This window comes from Rhizorhabdus sp. GW822-FHT03C02 (genome assembly GCF_058801765.1).
This window is the reverse complement of record NZ_JBXANN010000022.1, coordinates 1-15,939: the sequence shown is the minus strand read 5'-3', so window position 1 is coordinate 15,939 and position 15,939 is coordinate 1. Positions and strand designations below refer to the sequence as shown.

The window sequence follows — 15,939 nt, the reverse complement described above, 5'->3', positions numbered from 1 at the left end:
CGCTCAGCGCGCCCAGTCGGGCAGCTGTCCGAGGTCCATGAGTTCGGCGCGCCTGAGCCCGTCGAACACCTCGGGGAACAGTCGGGTGACGCCCTCCCACACGGCATGGCCCGGGCCGATCTGCGGCACAGTCTTCGCCTGGTCGATCGTCTTGCGTAGCGACGGCCGCGACAGGCGATCACGCATCTTGGTGCCCTCGAGCATCGTCTCGATAATCCGCGCGAACGGATAGTGGAAGGCCGCACTCAGCTTGCCGTTGAGCATGGCGACGAGCCGACCTTCCTGGGTGTAGCGGGTGATGTGGAGCACCTCCTTGCCGATCGCTGCGCTATGGGCGATCGAGAAGAGGATGGCGGCGAGTTCGGCGAACAGTTGGTCGCCTTTGACGCAATCGGTGGCCCAGACCTGCCGCTTCCATTCGACGAGCGACGGGACGAACCCCTTGATCGAATCCCAGGCGGGTCCGAACGCCGGATCATGGAAGGCCTTATCATCGACCTCGGGCGGGGCGGCCCGAAACGCCTGCCACCATTTGTCGCGGCCGGCCTTGCAGAAATCGAGCAACCGGCCGCTGCGCCGATCCTCGAAAAACACCGCGCGACCCGTCAGGTCGAGCTCATCGAGCGTGATGATCCTGGGCTTGAGCCAGCCCCCGGCGTCGGTGTCGCGCAGACAGGTCAAGCGCAGGCGGTCGGCCTCGACCGACGCCGCCAGCGCGGCGGCGTCGAACTGGAAGGCGTTGCCGCGCTGGAGCAAGATTACATCCTGAAAGCCTTGCGGCAGCGGTGTGTCGAGCGTCTCGAACACCCACAGGAGATGGACGCCTTCGGCCTCATAATGGAGGTCGCGCGCGATGATCTCGGGCGCGAACGGCTTGGACAGCTGGACCTCAATCGCGAAGCGGCCAAGGCCTTCCAACTCGACGTAGACATCGGGAAAGCGGCCGCGCCTGTGGATCTCGGGACGCCGATAGGTTTCGACCGTGATCGTCCTGGCCCGCGGATCGCGCCCGACAAAATCGGCAATGGTCTCGCACAGCCAGCGATGATGCGCGGATTCCTGTTGGCCCTTATACTGCGCGGCGCGAGCATCGTCGGGGGTGATATTGGGTCCCTGATGCCACGGGCAATCGGCCGGCGCGTCAGCATAATGCGCGAACAAGGGCAGATGCTCGTCATTGGCGAACTGGGACCGGATATAGACCGGACCCTTGCACAAGCGGCAGCGTGCGAGCGGCCGGTCGGGATCAGTCTGACGGCGGCGGCTGATCTCAGTGCGCAGATGCACCCAGCTGTCGGACGGCAGCGCCATCAGCGTCGCGATCGGTACCGGCCCGCGCGGCCATTCAAAATCGGCGATCTCTACGGTACGGCGCATTGCGCTGTGTCATTGTCAAGGCGGCCTGCCAGGGCCTGAAGCTGTGCCAGTCGCCGGGCAATCGCCTGCCACCGCTCGATCCCGGTCCTATCATCGGCCAAGGCCAGCGCACCGAAACGCTCGGCGACGTGAAGCGGGGCCTGGGCGCCATCGCGACGCTGGACGGCCAGCGCTTCGGCCCAGCGTTGAGCGTCCGGCAACACCAGAGCGCGAGCATCCTCTGGCCGGGGTTTCCCGCGCGTCCCTTGGGCGCGCCGATCTCTTCGACGTCGAAGCTGCGCGCCGGCAGCGGTTTCAGCAGATCGGCTTCCGGAAAGGTGAGAACGAGCCAGTCCATATTCTGCCGGCGCAACAGCACTGCTCCCTGGCGGTCCTGATAGCGCGCGACATCGGGATTGGCCTCGATCGTCAGCACCGCATAGCTTTCGGGCCTGTCGATCGTCGCGGGCCGGTAGATGCCGGCGAGATAGAACGAGTTGCCGTCCTCGAGCGCGAAACGATAGCTGCGCTTGTCGGTCGTGACATGGAATTCGGACGCCGGGATCGAGCGACTTCAACAGCTCGGCGACGCGGTTGACCTTCTTCTCGACCGCCTCGACGCCCTGTGCGGGTGCGGGTGCGGGCACAGGTGCCGGCGTCGGATCAGTCACGCGTTGCCGCCAGCGCTTCGGTCATCCAGAAGGCGAGCTCGCGGTGGCGGCCGCCGCCGGGTTTCCAGCCATCGAGCGGCTTGTAGATGACGTCGGCGTTTGCCTTGTCCTGCTTGAGATAGGCGCGCCACGAGTAGCTGTCATAGACGCCGTTGATGTGGACGGCATAGGCCTGCGCCAGAGCGCGGTCACCGCGGATGATGAGGAGATTCTCGTCATTGCGCTGCGAGGCCGAGTCCGAGAAATTGTGCGATCCGGTGACCACCGCGCAGTCGTCGGAAAAGGGATCGATCAGGATCACCTTGGAGTGGACGATCGCGATCATATGCTCCTGGAGCATCTGGGCGACGTTGAACTCGAGCTCGGCCCAGGACGGGCGATTCTTGGGACTGATCCCCGAGGGCACCAAGACATCGTCGTGGAAGTCGGCGGGGCTCTCGCCCGTCTTGACGACGGCGCTCCCGACCCGGACGATTTTCTTGCCCTCCTCCTTCACGCTCGAGACGACACCGCGCACATAGACCTTGTCCTCCTTCGCGCGGTCGAGAACGTCGGCGAGGAGCGGCGACTGGCCTGGCATGAACATCAGGAAGAGCACGCCTTGCTTGGCCTCGCGGATCAGCTGGCGGACCGGCGCAAACTCCTCCTCATTGTCGGTCGCCGCGAAATAGAGTTCGACGCCATCATCCTCGGTAACCTTGCCATTGGCGGTGACCAGGGCCGGGGGCAGATCGTCGCCGGCGGCGACGAGATCGTGCCATTGCTTGAGAAAGCGCGTCGCGATCGCCGGCCGGTCGAGGATGACGACATTGTTGAGCTGGGTGCACAGGCCCGTCACCGTCCAGTTGGTGCTGCCGGTGAGCACACGCAGCGCCTGACCCTGCGGATCGACTTCGACGACGAACTTGTTGTGGACGCTCGGCGACGTAGCGCCCTTCTTCGACAGATCGCGATGCTGCGTCTCAAGCCCGGCGGTGTGGAGGTCGGTCGGGACCCAAGCTTCGGTCGCCCCGCCATTGCCGATCAGGATATGGCCGCGCTTGCCGAAGGGTTTCAGGCCCTCGACCAACTCATGGTCATTGATCTCATAGATCGCGGCATAGATCGAGTGGCCGCGCCGATCGGCGTCGGCGAGGAAATTGAGCATCTGGGTGCGGGCGTCGCCCGACAGATAACGCCGGCCGGCGAAGCCCGGATCGCCGAGCTTCGAGACGAATTCGTGTAGCGTCGCCTGGCTCGTATCCCCTTGCACGAAATGGCTGACGACCTGCGACATGATGGTGCCGCGGTTGAAATAAGCGGCCACCCCTTTGTCGGTCTGGCCCGAGACGCTGATCGCGTTGGTCCAGTCGGAGACACCAGCGGGATCGACCGCGAAGCTCTGTCCGGCGGCGCGCATCGCCGAGACCCGGTAGGAGACGCGCTGGGTGGCGGGCACCGCATGGTCGGTCCAGAGGCAGCGCCGGATCGGCGAGAGCGCCGAGGAGATGCCGCCCGGATCGACCGGGGCCTCGCCTGACTTGGGCGGGATGCGATTGGCAATCGGAGTGATGGCGCCCGTGCGCTCGTCGCGCCGCTCGAGCGCGAAGCCGACCCAGTCGGCCGACCAGGCCTGCGGCTCCCACGCGATCAGGACATCGTCCGCATTCGCATAAGCGATAACATCGATCGTCATGACCGTCCCCCCTCATGTCTGTCGAAACCCCAACATCCCCGCGAAGATCATCGTTGGTTTATAGGATGAATGGCAAGTCAAGAAGATGACCTAACGGCTCCGGTGTAGTGCGTATTTCTACAGAATCGGATATCCATTCGGCGCGTTGCTTGTCGTAAGATCGATGGTGTTCGAGACAGTCGGCGCTCGTGCTGAGAATGCCGGCCGTGTATCCGCTCTTTGGAGTATTTGGCGCAGCCTGCCATCAGCTACGTTCAATGCCGTCGACCATCGCGTCGATAGTCTTTTGGAACAGGTGCGGCGAGGCGAGGCCCGCGATGATCGGATCAGCCCAGTCGTCACGTGCGATCGTCCAGTGGGCGATCTTCCCCTGATCCAGCTTTCGCGCATGCAGCAGATGCCGTGACACGATCTTCGCCGGTATGGAAAAGCGAATCTGATCCGCCTTGTCCGGCCAGATCGCACAGAAGATTGCGGCTGCGCGCGCTAGCTGATCAACGTCGGCTTGTTCAGCCAACTCCGACAGCACCTCAAGGGCCGCGCCGACCGACACAAGATGGTCGGGGGAGTCCTTGGCGAGGATTGCGGCCGCGATCCGGCGCGCATCGACGATGCGGGCGGCCGCGAGTAGGTCGACAAGCTCGCCCATCGCCTCGCCATCCGGGCTATCGAACCACCCACCCGCCTTTTCGGCGCGCATCCGCAGAACATAGGCGTCCACCTTGTCGCGCGGTGGCGCTGCGATGACTAGGCATCCATGCCGATAGGCAAGGATGCCTTCGCGTTCGAGCGCGGTGAACTCGACCGCGAACCGCGGATGCCCCATTTCGTCGGGGTATAATGTCTCGAGCGGTGCTTCGAGCACCAGCGCCAATGTTTCGGGATTGAGACGCGGCAGGATATTGCGCGGCCCGCTCTTCATCAGGACGTTGAGAACCAACGCCTGGCGCAGCCGCTGCCCAGTGCCCGAGCCTGGGGCGAGGCTGGCGGTTCGCCGGTGGAGTGCGGCCGATGCCATGAAATAAGGAAAGATGTCGCGATACCAGCGCAGGGTCATGCCGCCGCCGCTTGGCCCCGCGCGCTCGCCATCGAGCCAGGCCAGGGCAGCGGGGAGACAGGGCGCCGGCAGCGCTGTGAGCAAGCGGCGCCGAAATTGCGCTTCAACGATGAGCCGAGGTGTCGCCTTCAAGGTCGCGGTCAGATCATGCCAATCGCGATACCCGCCCGCGATGGCGATCGCGGTCTGGCATTTGGCGAGCGCGAAGGCAAAACCGCTATCGTCGAACTGTTTTTTGAGGGATTTGGCGCGATCCTTGGCGCCGTCGATGGTCGAAAACATGAGCGTCGTCTCCAGATGATGGCCAAGTAGAGACGCGCTGCTCGTCTCTGGCGGCCGGCATCGTGGATACGGTCGCGAGAGTGTGATCCTATCGTTGGACGACAGTCCTTCGCCATGGCAGCGGCCGCGCCGACGGGAGCGGCGCATGCGAGGGACATAGCGCTAACGCGGTTTTCCCGCAAGCCGGTGCGCGATCCTGGCGGCGCCCGACACATGTTCAGCCAGTGATCTGGGTCCAGCCTGTCACGACCCCGCGGCGGGCGCGGACCTCGTAGCGCTTGGTGCTGCGCGGGCAAAAACGGAGTGCCTGATCGCGCCGGCGCTCGATCCCCTCGATGTCGTGCCGAGTGAAAAACAGCGCGACATTATGGCCGCCATCATTGCGCGTGCTCGGGTACAGAAGACCATCGAGACGCTCTTCGCCATCTTCGCCAAAGGTAAAGATTCGCCGGAAATATTCGGTGACGATCTGCGAGGGCACATAGTCGATATGCTCGCGTCCGTCGCGCGCGGTGGTCCGCGCAATGTCCTCGCTGAAGGCTTCGACGAAACCGCGTAAGCCCCGGTCCGTCGATGATACACCCGAGAAGATGCTGTGGTAGGGGACCGGCCGGCGTCCGGTCAGATCGAGCACTTTCAAAGTCCGTTTGGGAGCGAAACAGCCGAGTGAGACGCGGCCGTTGCTGTTGAGCGCCTCGGATAGCGCGGTCTCAGCTTCGAGCGCACCGTAAAAGGTGACGATCCCCGCTGGGTTCATGCGGCCGGCCGGCGGCCCGGTGTCGCTCGGCTTAGGCGGGCCGAGGTCGGCGGCGGCGGTGAACCATTGGCGACCGGGCTTGACCGCGCGCGCACGATAGAGCCGCGTCGCGAGCGGAAGGGTACGGATCAGGTTCCCGGCAATTGCGGCGCGGCCGACCATCTCGAGCATCGCCGACATCGGGATGAAGTCGTCGTCGGGTTCGTCGCCATAATCGCGCGGCTTTTCGTCCTCGCGCAGAAACATGAAGCGCGAGCGGTGCTTCACATAACGGCTGAAGCTCCCCCAACTGACCGCCATCTGGCGGTGCGGCAGGAAATGCGCTTGGTCCGACTCGCAAAATTCGTTGTCGTCGCTGATGCAGCCGAGCAGCGCCTCCATGAGCTCCCATTCGACATTTACATAATCGCCAAGGAGATCCTGCTTATCGACGGTATCGCCCGCCCACCCATTTTCGCTTTCCTTGTCGAGGAACAGCACATTTTCGGGGGTGTCATAGTCCTGGCGGAGACATCCCATGATGAACTGAGCGATGTCCTCAACCGGTGCCGTCTTGTCCGACCGATACCGCGTGCCGCAAAAGTCGCAGCGCTTCTGGTCGGCGAAATAAGTGACCGCAGCGGCGATACCCTCATCCCCGACGCAGCGTCCGCAGACATGCCGCGAGTCCCCCGAATCGATGTCGCCGGCACCTTGGGCGTGCATCATGTCGATCCAGTCGGCGCGGCCCATGTCATAGTCCGACATCGTCATGGATCGACCCGCACGTCGCGACGCACGTCGGCGCTCATGATGCTGTCACAGGGGGGCGGGCGGCTCACCATCTAGAAGGGAACGTCCTCATCGATCTCGTCCCAGGGGCTCGTCGCCGGGAGCGCGCCCTTCGGGAGCGGCATGTTGCTGGCGATGTGCAGGTTCAGGATGTCGTCGCGATCCATGAACAGGATTTGACTCCGTTTGTCGGCGTCCAATTTATTGCCGATCCAGTTTCGGGCGGCCTTAGTGATCTCGCCTCCGGCGACGATGAAGGCGTGATCGACCAAGACGCGCTTCCCGATCTCGGGATCGAATATCTCGTGCCCGAGCATCATATAAACCTGATTGTGGATCTCCGCCATGTTCGCGTTGTCACCTTTAGTGACGCCGGATGCGTCCAGCTTTCCTTTTTTGGCCTGAATGCCGAAATAGAGAACGTGCAGGGTTGGCAGCGTGAACTTCATCCACACGTCCTTGCCATATTCCAGCTGCTTGTCCTTATGCCCGGCGGCCGTGATGCGATGGAAACCCAGCTGCCGGAAAAGCGGCAGCAGCACGTCTTCGATCAGCTGATCTTCCGATGCCCGGTCGAGGAAAGACACGAGAAGGTCACGACGCTCGACCTCCGCTTTCGAGAAGGGCCGATGCGGGTCCACTTGGAACGTGGCAACGCGGTTGGTCGCAACGTGCCGCAAATAGCAGCGCTTGTCTTCAGCGTAGAACGCCTCGAACCCCTCCCGTGCTAGCGCCGCGTTCAGAGCCATTAGCGCGGCCGGCCGCTCGGCAGTTTCATTCAGGCTGCCGCCCTGATCCATGAGGACAGCAATGACGCGCGCGAAGGTGTTCGGCGGGGTCTGCGCATTCGCGCTTGGTTCCGCCAGTATCTGCGTCAAGACGTCGATCACCCAGAGCGCGCGCGTCGAACCGTCATGCTCGTAATCCGTGTCGCAATCCCCAAAGAAGGTCGTCAGAAAATGACTGCTCCGATACCCCCAGACACTGTCGTCGGCGCGACTCCCGCAAATGAAGTCGGCAATCTGCGATAAGGTGCGCCTTTTGAATTCCATCCCGCCAATTTAGCTCAATATACCCCGGACGCTAGCATTGGCTCTTCTGACGCACAGCGCGGGATCTTAGACACGCCGCTCCTGAACCGGTCAGCAGCATTTCTCCGCCGCGTTGTCGCAAGTCCCGGCGCGCATCATGGGCGGACCCGCCGGGCGATCTTGGCGCCGGCGGGCCGTGGGCCAGGGAAAGTGCGGTTCGGCATCAGGTGAGGGCATGCACCAGATAGGCCGCCGACAGCGACACGCAGGAGAAGATGTGGGCGCGGCGCTCATAGTCGGCATGGAGCTTGTGGATCGTCGCATTCTTGCGGGGAAAGGCGGTAGCCGCCGTGATGGCGGCGGCGCTCGCTAGATAAGCGCCGGAAACAATCATGTCGTGCATTGGAACCTCCATGTGCGTGGTCGGTCCGGAGGTCGTGCCGCGCCGAGCGGGCGCGCATAATCTGGGCAAATAGCTTGTAAATGCTTGCTGTCGCCGTTTGAACCTGGCGAGAATAAGGAGCGTGATCGAGCTTACGGCGGGGTGATCAAACTCACGCCAGCATGATGCGCACCGTGTACGTTGGCGATGGAACGGCATCGCGCAAAACGACAGGCTCCCGCACGTCGTCGTCTGAAAGTGTCGGATCAAGCGCGAAGACTCACTAGGGTGCGGTCGTTGCAATACGCTCGAATCGGCTCCAAAACGCTGGCACATTGTCAAGTGCCCTAATATACTGCAGTATATTATTTAAGTCGTAGTGCTATCAGGGCGTACCCACCGACCAGAGAAGCGCACACGAGCGAAAACGTTCGCGTCGAGGGGGTCGTATGCCTGTCAACCTAGCTGATTATGCTGATCCGCTGCGTGCGACGAAGTGGTTCGATATCGATCCGCGTTTTGACCGCCTGTGGACCGATTGGGCCGCCATCCGCGTCTATGCCTATGTCCCCGAGTTGCGTGCCATGCTGGGCGACCTGACCCCGGTCGATTACCATCACCTGGCTGCGGTCGCGAACCTCAAGCTCCTCGATTATACCGGACGAAGCATCATCAGGCATGAGAAGCTGACACCGGAGCAAATCAAGTTCGCGGCCGGCAAAAGGCCACGTAACGATCCAGCGGCAATGCGTGCCCTTCGGGTGGATAAGGCGTTGCTAGCGGTCTTCGCGGTCAACCACGAACTCGACCGTCAGGGACATGCCACGATCGCACCCACCATCTTTTTGAGCGCCTTCAACGTGAAGGGCCTCAGCGCGACCTATAATAAGCTGACCGACAAGGACTTGAAGAACAAGATCCGCGTCGATCTCGCCAAGGCGCTGGTTCAGCCCGATGCTCTGGCAAGCGAATGCCTCAAGGGGAATAAGGTGACGCTCGACATCGCGATCCAGGCCCATCAGCTGTTGGCGCCGACCCCAGAGTTTCGCGCGACAGTGCCCCAGAATCTAGCGTCCGCGATCGAGACGCCATCCGATCGCCACACCTCAGCCGCCGTGTCCGAGGATTTCGGTGCAAGCCGCTTGGCCGCGCTGCCAACCCCATTCACCCGTCCCTGACAGACGTTTTCGGGATCAGCGCGGTCATCACACTTCTGGCGGGCTGAAGATCAACCTTCGGATGGCAATCGCCGGGCCGTCGCATCGACCGCATAACCCTGTGGCTTTATCCAGTGCCCTGGCCGAGCTGATCGGCGACATAGGCACGGGTAGCCGCGACAAGCTGCTCCTCGCGCGGAAACTGGAAGGTGAATGCGATAAAGCCCGGATAGTCCATGATCGCGAGACATCTGGCTCTGTCACGCCATTCGCCCATCGCGGCCAGAATGGTTGGGCGGCGGCGATCTGGTCAGCGAGTTCGGCATTGTTCGTCCTGAAGCGCTCGTCTTTGGCGGAAGCGGGCGGAGGTAGCGCACCGAGCAAGCCCCGGTCGATGCCGCAAATTCACTTGGCAATCCCCGCCAATAGCGCGAGTCTGACCCTATGAAGCCGATCACCGCCAAGGACGTAGACCTGCCCGAAGGCAAGCGGCGCGAGCTCGACTTCGTGTTGCAGGTGATCCGCGACGGCTTCGCGGATGCGATTGCCGAGCGGAAGGCCGAGCGCTTCCGTGATGGCAAGATTCTCAAGATCATCCTGTTCGGTAGCTATGCGCGCGGGGACTGGGTCGAAGACCCAGTCGGACGCTATTTCTCCGATTACGATATCCTCGTCGTGGTCGATCACGAAGACCTCACAAACGTCCCGGAATTCTGGCTGAAGACCGAGGACCGGCTGCTCGATGAACTGTCGTCAGGCACGCGACTGCGCACGCAGGTCAGCCCGATCTTTCACAGCATCGACGACGTGAACGAGAAGCTCAGGCTTGGGCGCTACTTCTTCATCGACATCGTGAACGAGGGCATCCTGCTCTATTCCGAACCCGGCGTGCGGTTCGAAAAGCCGCAGCCGTTGACGCCACAACAGGCGCTCAAGGAGACGCGGGAATATTATGAGGATTGGTACGAAAGCGCCGTTCGTCGGTTTGAGATGGCAAAGACGGCGTTGGCGAAAGGCTATCTGAAAGAGGCCGCTTTCGACATGCATCAGGCAGCCGAACGCCTCTATCATTGCGTGCTTCTCGTCCGCACTTTGTACAGCCCGAAGACCCACAATCTGAACCGACTGAGGTCGCAGACCGAACAGCTTGAGCCGCGTCTGAAAGACGTCTGGCCCAACGAAAACAAGTTCCAGCGGCGCTGTTACGACTTGCTGCGGCAGGCCTATGTGAAGGCCCGATATTCGCGCCAGTACCGCATCACCGATGAGGAACTGGCATGGCTCGGCGAGCGCGTCGAGATGCTGGCAGCCCTTATCCGCGAGCTGTGCCTGGAACGGATCGACACCCTCGCCAAGGCCGCCTGATCGCGCATCAGGCGCGATCCTTCACCTCTATTTCCTCCTGAATTTCACCCCCAGCCAGCTCATTTTGGCCGCGCTTCGCGCGGTCCCTTTTAATGTCGGTGTCGGCAGACCATGGCGCCGCATCGGCAAAATCTTGCGGACAATCGGCGCGAGGTTGCGGTCGCGCCGGTAAAAGGTGTGTCTGGAACCGTGTCCACGGCCGGCCATTGACATCTTCTTGAGGTAAGAAGGCGCAGAAAATGGCGGAGAAAAGGTATGGCAAGATGAAAGCCCTGCCTCCACGGGAGGCCGGAAACGCTGTCTGCACGTCTTCGTTTGTGGAGGCATGATTCCGGCCTTGCCTCCGACATTTGCCGGAATGCCCATGTTCCGGGCCTGAATGATGGAGGCGCTTGAAGAGGGCGCTGATGCTTCCATCATCCTTGGTTTTCCAAGGGATAAGGACGCTTCGCGATGGCCGGCGACGAGGATTTCGAACTGTGGCTCGGACATGTCGGCAACAAGGGCGGTTGGCACTCCTTCGCCGGCAAAGTCCGCCGCGCCACCAACCTGGCGAGCGGTGTTCGCCGAACCGGCAGCCGCCGCTTCGACGGCAGTCGCATCGGCCGTGGTGCCAGCATCGGCCGGCTGCTCGGATCGTCCGACCGCTTCACCAGCCGGCGTGCCCGCCGCGTCATCGTCAAGGCGCGGATCGTCAAGCTCGCCGGCAAGGGGGCGACCGGCGCCGTCGCCCACCTGCGCTACCTGCAGCGCGACGGCACCACGCGGGAGGGCGAACGCGGTGCGCTCTACGGCCCCGACGCCGACATGATCGACGGCAGGTCTTTCCTCGAACGCGGCCAGGACGACCGCCACCAGTTCCGCTTCATCGTCGCGGCCGAAGACGGCGCCGAATATGACGACCTCAAGCCAATGATCCGCAAGCTGATGGCGCAGGCCGAACAGGATCTCGGGACGAAGCTCGACTGGGTGGCGGTCGATCACTTCAACACCGGCCATCCGCACAGCCACGTCATCGTCAAAGGGACGGACGATCGCGGCAAGGATCTGATCATCGCCCGCGAATATATGACCCAGGGCTTTCGCCAGCGTGCGGCCGAGATCGTCAATCTCGATCTCGGCCCCCGCACCGATCAGGAAATTATGGCGGCCGAGCGCCGTGAGATGACGCAGGAACGCTTCACGTCAATTGACCGCCGGCTGATCAACGCGATCGACGGCGACGCGCTGGTATCGCCGTCACACCATGGCGGGATCGAGCAAGCCTTCCGGGCCGGCCGCCTCCAGACGCTCGGGCGGATGGGGCTGGCTGTGGAGGAGCGGAAGGGTCGCTGGCGGTTCGACGAGCGGCTGGAGGAAACCTTGAAGGCGATGGGCCGGCGTGGCGATATCATCGCGACCCTGAACCGGGAGATGCGGAATCATGCCCGCAGCGTGTCACCCGCCGATTATGCCGTGCTCGATCCGGCCGAGGGGAAGGCGGCGCCGATCGTCGGGCGCGTGGTCGCCCACGGCCTGTCCGACGAATATGAGGATCGCCATTATCTGATCGTCGATGGCATCGATGGCCGCAGCCATTATGCCGACATCGGCGTCGCGCCGCCGGAGCCGATCGGCGAGGGCGCGATCGTCCAGCTCACGCCGCGTCCCGTCGCGATCCGGCAGGTCGATCGCACCGTGGCCCAGGTCGCCGCGGCGAACGGCGGATATTATAGTGTCGATATCCACCTGAAGTATGATCGCGGCGGCCGAGAGGAATATGCGCAGGCGCATGTTCGCCGGCTTGAGGCGATCCGGCGAGGGACGGGCGCCGTGACGCGCGAACCCGACGGGCGGTGGATCATCGCCCCCGACCATGTGGAAAAGGCGCATGCCTATGAGCGCAGCCTGTCGAAGCTGGCGCCGGTCACGATCGAGATGTTGAGCCATCGGCCGCTCGACCAGCTCGCCGCTCATGACGGCGTGACCTGGCTCGACCGGGAGATCACCTCGCCCGTACCCGAGACACTCGGCCGCGGCTTCGGCGCCGAAACCCGCGCAGCGCTCGCGATCCGCCGCCAATGGCTGATCGAGCAGCAACTGGCCGAACAGGATGGCGAGACCTTCCGCTACCGGGCGAACGTGATGGCGATCCTTCAGCGGCGCGAACTGACCCGCACCGCCCGGCAGCTCGGCCAGGAACTGGGGCTCGATTTTGCCGAAGCCCGGCATGGGGAGCCTGTCGAGGGCAGGCTGACTCGCAACATCAGGATCGGCGACAAGCGCTTTGCGCTGATCGAGAAGTCCCGGGAGTTCACCTTGCTACCGTGGAAGCCCGCACTGGAGAAGCAGATGGGACGGGCGGTTCAGGGGATCATGCGCGGTGACGACGTGAGCTGGACGATCGGCCGAAGCCGCGGGCTTGGCCTCTGACGGCGCGAGGTGCGTCGTCCTGCGTCATGGAGCAACTGTCGCGGATTGCGGTGGTCGCGCATCATCGGCCCCATGAAAACTTACAAGACCCGCCACCAATTCTATCTGCCCGACGATCTATCGGAGAAGCTCGACGCGCTCGCGAGCAAGCCCGGCGCGTCGAAGACGGGCATTCTCACCGACGCGCTTCGCGCTTGGTTCGCCCGGCAAGGCGCCAGCGAACTCGACCAACGCTTCGGTAATCGACTCGACCGGCAGAGCCGCGCCATCGAGCGGATTGAGCGGCAGGGCGCGATGTTGTCCGAGGCGCTGGGGGTGTTCGTCCTGCATCAGCTCACCCTCGTCGCGCACCAGCCGCCCTTCGATCCCGAGACCGCTCGGCTGGGGCGGGCTCGCTACGAAAAATTTGTCGAGATCGTCGGGAACAGGATCGCAAAGCGGCCGAGACTGGAGAACAAGCAATGAGCCGGAATCAAAGGCCGCCGCTTGGTGATGGAGCCGACCGCGCGCACCGAGAATCGCCGTTTTATTCCAATATGGAAGCTGCAAGATTTCTGAATCTCTCGCCCCGCACGCTGGAGAAAATGCGTGTCAGCGGCGGTGGTCCTCCGTTCCTCAAGTTCGGTCGGCGCGTTCTCTACGCCTTCCCGGATCTAGAGGAGTGGGCCTCGCGACGTCGATACGAATCGACCTCCGCATCTACTTGGAAGAAGCCGCTTCAGTTTTAAGACGAGCGGACGGAGACCGGCCCGATGCAGTGCGAGCAGTCACGCTGAACTACGCTCGTCGCAGCTTACCTATTGCTTACCCGGCTGCGCATCAACCAGCAGGTAAGCAGAAAATTAGCCAGATTTCCTTTGGAAAACTGGAGCGGGCGAAGGGATTCGAACCCTCGACCCCAACCTTGGCAAGGTTGTGCTCTACCCCTGAGCTACGCCCGCTCTGGCGTCCGACCGGCGGGCTAACCCGTCGTCGAGGCGCGGCTATTAGCTTGGGGTTTCGGGGGGCGCAACCCCCCAAGGCGAAGAATCTTCAACCCCTTGGCAGAGACCGCCCGCCCCCCACATAAGGGCGCGACAAATGCACATGGAGAATCGCACGTGGCGACGTTGGGGATGAGTGAAGCGGAACGGCAGGCGATCGAGGCGTTCAAGCGCGACGTGATCGAGCCGTCGATGACCTCGCTCGTCATCCTCGACTTCTGGGCCGAGTGGTGCGGGCCGTGCAAGACGCTGACCCCGGTGCTCGAGAAGGTCGCCGCCAAATATGCCGACAAGGGCGTGGTGCTGAAGAAGATCGACGTCGACGAGCAGAAGCTGGTCGCGGCGCAGTTCCGCATCCAGTCGATCCCGACCGTCTATGCGCTGTTCGAGGGCCAGCTGGTCGCCGACCTGACCCCGGCGCGCACCGAGAGCCAATTGTCGCAGATGCTCGACCAGATCCTGCGTCAGCTGCCGATCAAGGGCGATGCCGACACGCTGGCCGAGGATATCGCGCCGATGATCGCGATGGCCGAGGAAGCGCTTGAGGCCGGCGAGGTCGAGCAGGCGTTGTCGGTGTTCGGCCAGCTTGCCGAGATGGCGCCCGACAATGCCGACGTGTTGTCGGGCTATGCCCGCGCGCTGGTCAAGGCCGGACTGGTCGACGAGGCCGAGGCCGCGCTCGCCACCTTGCCGCCCGAGCGCGAGAAGGAACAGCCGATCGCCCGCGCCCGCGCCGCGATCGCGTTGGCCAAGGACGCACAGCCGGTCGACGATCTCGCCGGCCTCAGGGCGCAGGTCGCCGCCAATCCCGACGATTTCGACGCGCGCTACGAGCTCGCCGGCGGGCTGATGGCGGCAGGCGACCGCGACGGCGCCGCCGAGGCGCTGCTCGACCTGATCGCCCGCGACCGCGACTGGAACGAGGGCGCCGCGCGCCAGCGGCTGCTCAAGCTGCTCGAGGTGGTCGGGCTCGAGGATCCGTGGGTGCGCGACCAGCGGCGCAAGCTTTCGGCGATCCTGTTCACCTGATGGCAGGGCAAGGTTGATGCCGCACAAGGAAGGCCAGCGCCTGTCGATCTTCCCGCTGGCCGGGGCGCTGCTGTTTCCGCGCGGCCATCTGCCGCTGCACATCTTCGAGCCGCGCTACCGCGCGTTGGTGACCGACGCGCTCGCCCGCGACCGGCGGATCGCGATGATCCAGCCGCGCGGCCCGGGCGAGCCGCCGCCGCTGTTCGACGTCGGCTGCATCGGCCATATCCGCGAGGTCCAGCGGATGGACGACGGGCGCTTCAACATCGTCCTCGAAGGCGTGTCGCGTTTCCGGCTGCTGCGCGAATTGCCGGCGATCACCCCATTCCGTCAGATCCAGGGCGATATCAGCGGCTTCGCCGACGACGAGGCCCCCGACGCGCTGCCGAGCATCGTCCGCGCCGAGATCGAACGCGAGGCGCGCCGCTTCGCCGATTCGCGCGGGGTGGCGATCGACTGGACCGCGATCAGCCGATTGGACGACGAGACCCTGGTCAACGGCATCTCGCAGGTGTCGCCGTTCGACAGCGCGTCGAAGCAGGCACTGCTCGAGGCCGAGACCCTCGCCGACCGCGCCGACCTGCTCGCACAGTTTCTCGGCTTCTTCCGCCGCGGCGACGACGATGGCGCGACGTTGCAGTGAGTGTCGGGCAGTGAGTGTCGGGCAATGAGCCTCGATCCGAAGCTTCTCGCGGTGCTGGTGTGCCCGGCGACGCGCGGGCCGCTGGTCTATGACGAAGCGGCGGGCGAGCTGGTGTCGGAGCAGGCTGGGCTCGCTTTTCCGATTCGCGGCGGCGTGCCGGTGATGCTGGTCGAGGAAGCGCGGCGGCTGGACGGGCAGTAAAGCCGGCTGGCATCGGCCGGTGATGCACGAGACTTGGGCGGCCCCGGCCTCCGCCCATAGGCGCCGACTTAGGGCGCTCCATTTTCTTCTTCGTCGCCCCGCACTCACATGGGGAGTTGTGGGTCAAGATGTCGTGTTAGGGTGACATGGATATTCTCCTTTGAAGC

Annotated in this window: 15 protein-coding genes, 1 tRNA gene and 1 pseudogene; 8 read left to right on the top strand and 9 right to left on the bottom strand. The window is 63.6% G+C overall.

What is annotated here, in order from left to right; all coding sequences use genetic code 11:
- Positions 1-3: 3 nt before the first annotated feature.
- From AC1RM6_RS29585 to AC1RM6_RS29550, 8 genes and pseudogenes are all read right to left on the bottom strand, one after another.
- Positions 4-1,377 carry a competence protein CoiA family protein gene (locus AC1RM6_RS29585; RefSeq protein ID WP_493108121.1) on the bottom strand — a complete coding sequence of 458 codons (1,374 nt, stop codon included), beginning with the start codon at positions 1,375-1,377 and terminating at the stop codon, positions 4-6.
- The gene (locus AC1RM6_RS29580; protein ID WP_493108119.1) at positions 1,362-1,580 is read right to left on the bottom strand and encodes a DUF6961 family protein; all 219 of its coding nucleotides are present in this window, start codon (positions 1,578-1,580) and stop codon (positions 1,362-1,364) included. The genes AC1RM6_RS29585 and AC1RM6_RS29580 overlap by 16 nt, the downstream gene beginning before the upstream one ends.
- Before the next feature lie 71 nt (positions 1,581-1,651).
- A pseudogene (locus AC1RM6_RS29575) lies at positions 1,652-1,921 on the bottom strand (SOS response-associated peptidase family protein); the annotation flags it as partial.
- A gap of 98 nt (positions 1,922-2,019) precedes the next feature.
- On the bottom strand, positions 2,020-3,702 hold the full coding sequence (locus AC1RM6_RS29570) for a phospholipase D-like domain-containing protein (RefSeq protein WP_493108117.1): 1,683 nt from the start codon (positions 3,700-3,702) through the stop codon (positions 2,020-2,022).
- Positions 3,703-3,946: 244 nt separating this feature from the next.
- Positions 3,947-5,041: a hypothetical protein gene (locus tag AC1RM6_RS29565; RefSeq protein ID WP_493108116.1), complete on the bottom strand. Its 1,095-nt coding sequence runs from the start codon at positions 5,039-5,041 to the stop codon at positions 3,947-3,949.
- A 217-nt stretch (positions 5,042-5,258) separates the two neighbouring features.
- Positions 5,259-6,530, bottom strand: a complete 1,272-nt coding sequence (locus tag AC1RM6_RS29560; RefSeq protein ID WP_493108113.1) for a HEPN-associated N-terminal domain-containing protein — start codon at positions 6,528-6,530, stop codon at positions 5,259-5,261.
- Between the two features lie 92 nt (positions 6,531-6,622).
- The gene (locus tag AC1RM6_RS29555; RefSeq protein ID WP_493108111.1) at positions 6,623-7,621 is read right to left on the bottom strand and encodes a hypothetical protein; all 999 of its coding nucleotides are present in this window, start codon (positions 7,619-7,621) and stop codon (positions 6,623-6,625) included.
- A 202-nt stretch (positions 7,622-7,823) separates the two neighbouring features.
- Positions 7,824-8,003, bottom strand: a complete 180-nt coding sequence (locus tag AC1RM6_RS29550) for a hypothetical protein (protein WP_493108109.1) — start codon at positions 8,001-8,003, stop codon at positions 7,824-7,826.
- A gap of 428 nt (positions 8,004-8,431) precedes the next feature.
- Here AC1RM6_RS29550 and AC1RM6_RS29545 point away from each other — a divergent pair, with 428 nt between their 5' ends.
- The 5 genes from AC1RM6_RS29545 to AC1RM6_RS29525 all read left to right on the top strand — a co-directional run bounded on the left by AC1RM6_RS29545 (position 8,432) and on the right by AC1RM6_RS29525 (position 13,644).
- A complete protein-coding gene (locus AC1RM6_RS29545) occupies positions 8,432-9,160 on the top strand; it encodes a hypothetical protein (RefSeq protein ID WP_493108107.1) in 729 nt (242 codons plus the stop codon).
- A gap of 423 nt (positions 9,161-9,583) precedes the next feature.
- Positions 9,584-10,504 carry a HEPN domain-containing protein gene (locus tag AC1RM6_RS29540; RefSeq protein ID WP_493108105.1) on the top strand — a complete coding sequence of 307 codons (921 nt, stop codon included), beginning with the start codon at positions 9,584-9,586 and terminating at the stop codon, positions 10,502-10,504.
- 453 nt (positions 10,505-10,957) lie between these two features.
- Complete coding sequence (gene rlxS / locus AC1RM6_RS29535; protein ID WP_493108103.1) at positions 10,958-12,916, top strand: relaxase/mobilization nuclease RlxS; 1,959 nt, start codon at positions 10,958-10,960, stop codon at positions 12,914-12,916.
- 72 nt (positions 12,917-12,988) lie between these two features.
- Positions 12,989-13,381, top strand: coding sequence for a CopG family transcriptional regulator (locus AC1RM6_RS29530; RefSeq protein ID WP_493108099.1), 393 nt, complete (start codon positions 12,989-12,991; stop codon positions 13,379-13,381).
- Positions 13,378-13,644: a helix-turn-helix domain-containing protein gene (locus tag AC1RM6_RS29525; RefSeq protein ID WP_493108096.1), complete on the top strand. Its 267-nt coding sequence runs from the start codon at positions 13,378-13,380 to the stop codon at positions 13,642-13,644. Before AC1RM6_RS29530 ends, AC1RM6_RS29525 begins: the two co-directional genes overlap by 4 nt.
- Positions 13,645-13,782: 138 nt before the next feature.
- On the opposite strand, the gene AC1RM6_RS29520 is transcribed toward AC1RM6_RS29525, so the two are convergent.
- Positions 13,783-13,857 (bottom strand) — tRNA-Gly (locus AC1RM6_RS29520).
- Between the two features lie 174 nt (positions 13,858-14,031).
- Between AC1RM6_RS29520 and AC1RM6_RS29515 the strand changes: the two genes are divergently transcribed.
- The 3 genes from AC1RM6_RS29515 to AC1RM6_RS29505 are packed head-to-tail and all read left to right on the top strand — an operon-like array spanning position 14,032 to position 15,772.
- On the top strand, positions 14,032-14,928 hold the full coding sequence (locus AC1RM6_RS29515; protein ID WP_493108093.1) for a tetratricopeptide repeat protein: 897 nt from the start codon (positions 14,032-14,034) through the stop codon (positions 14,926-14,928).
- A gap of 16 nt (positions 14,929-14,944) precedes the next feature.
- Positions 14,945-15,571: an LON peptidase substrate-binding domain-containing protein gene (locus tag AC1RM6_RS29510; protein ID WP_493108091.1), complete on the top strand. Its 627-nt coding sequence runs from the start codon at positions 14,945-14,947 to the stop codon at positions 15,569-15,571.
- Positions 15,572-15,595: 24 nt separating this feature from the next.
- Positions 15,596-15,772, top strand: coding sequence for a Trm112 family protein (locus tag AC1RM6_RS29505; RefSeq protein ID WP_493108089.1), 177 nt, complete (start codon positions 15,596-15,598; stop codon positions 15,770-15,772).
- Positions 15,773-15,939 lie beyond the last annotated feature (167 nt).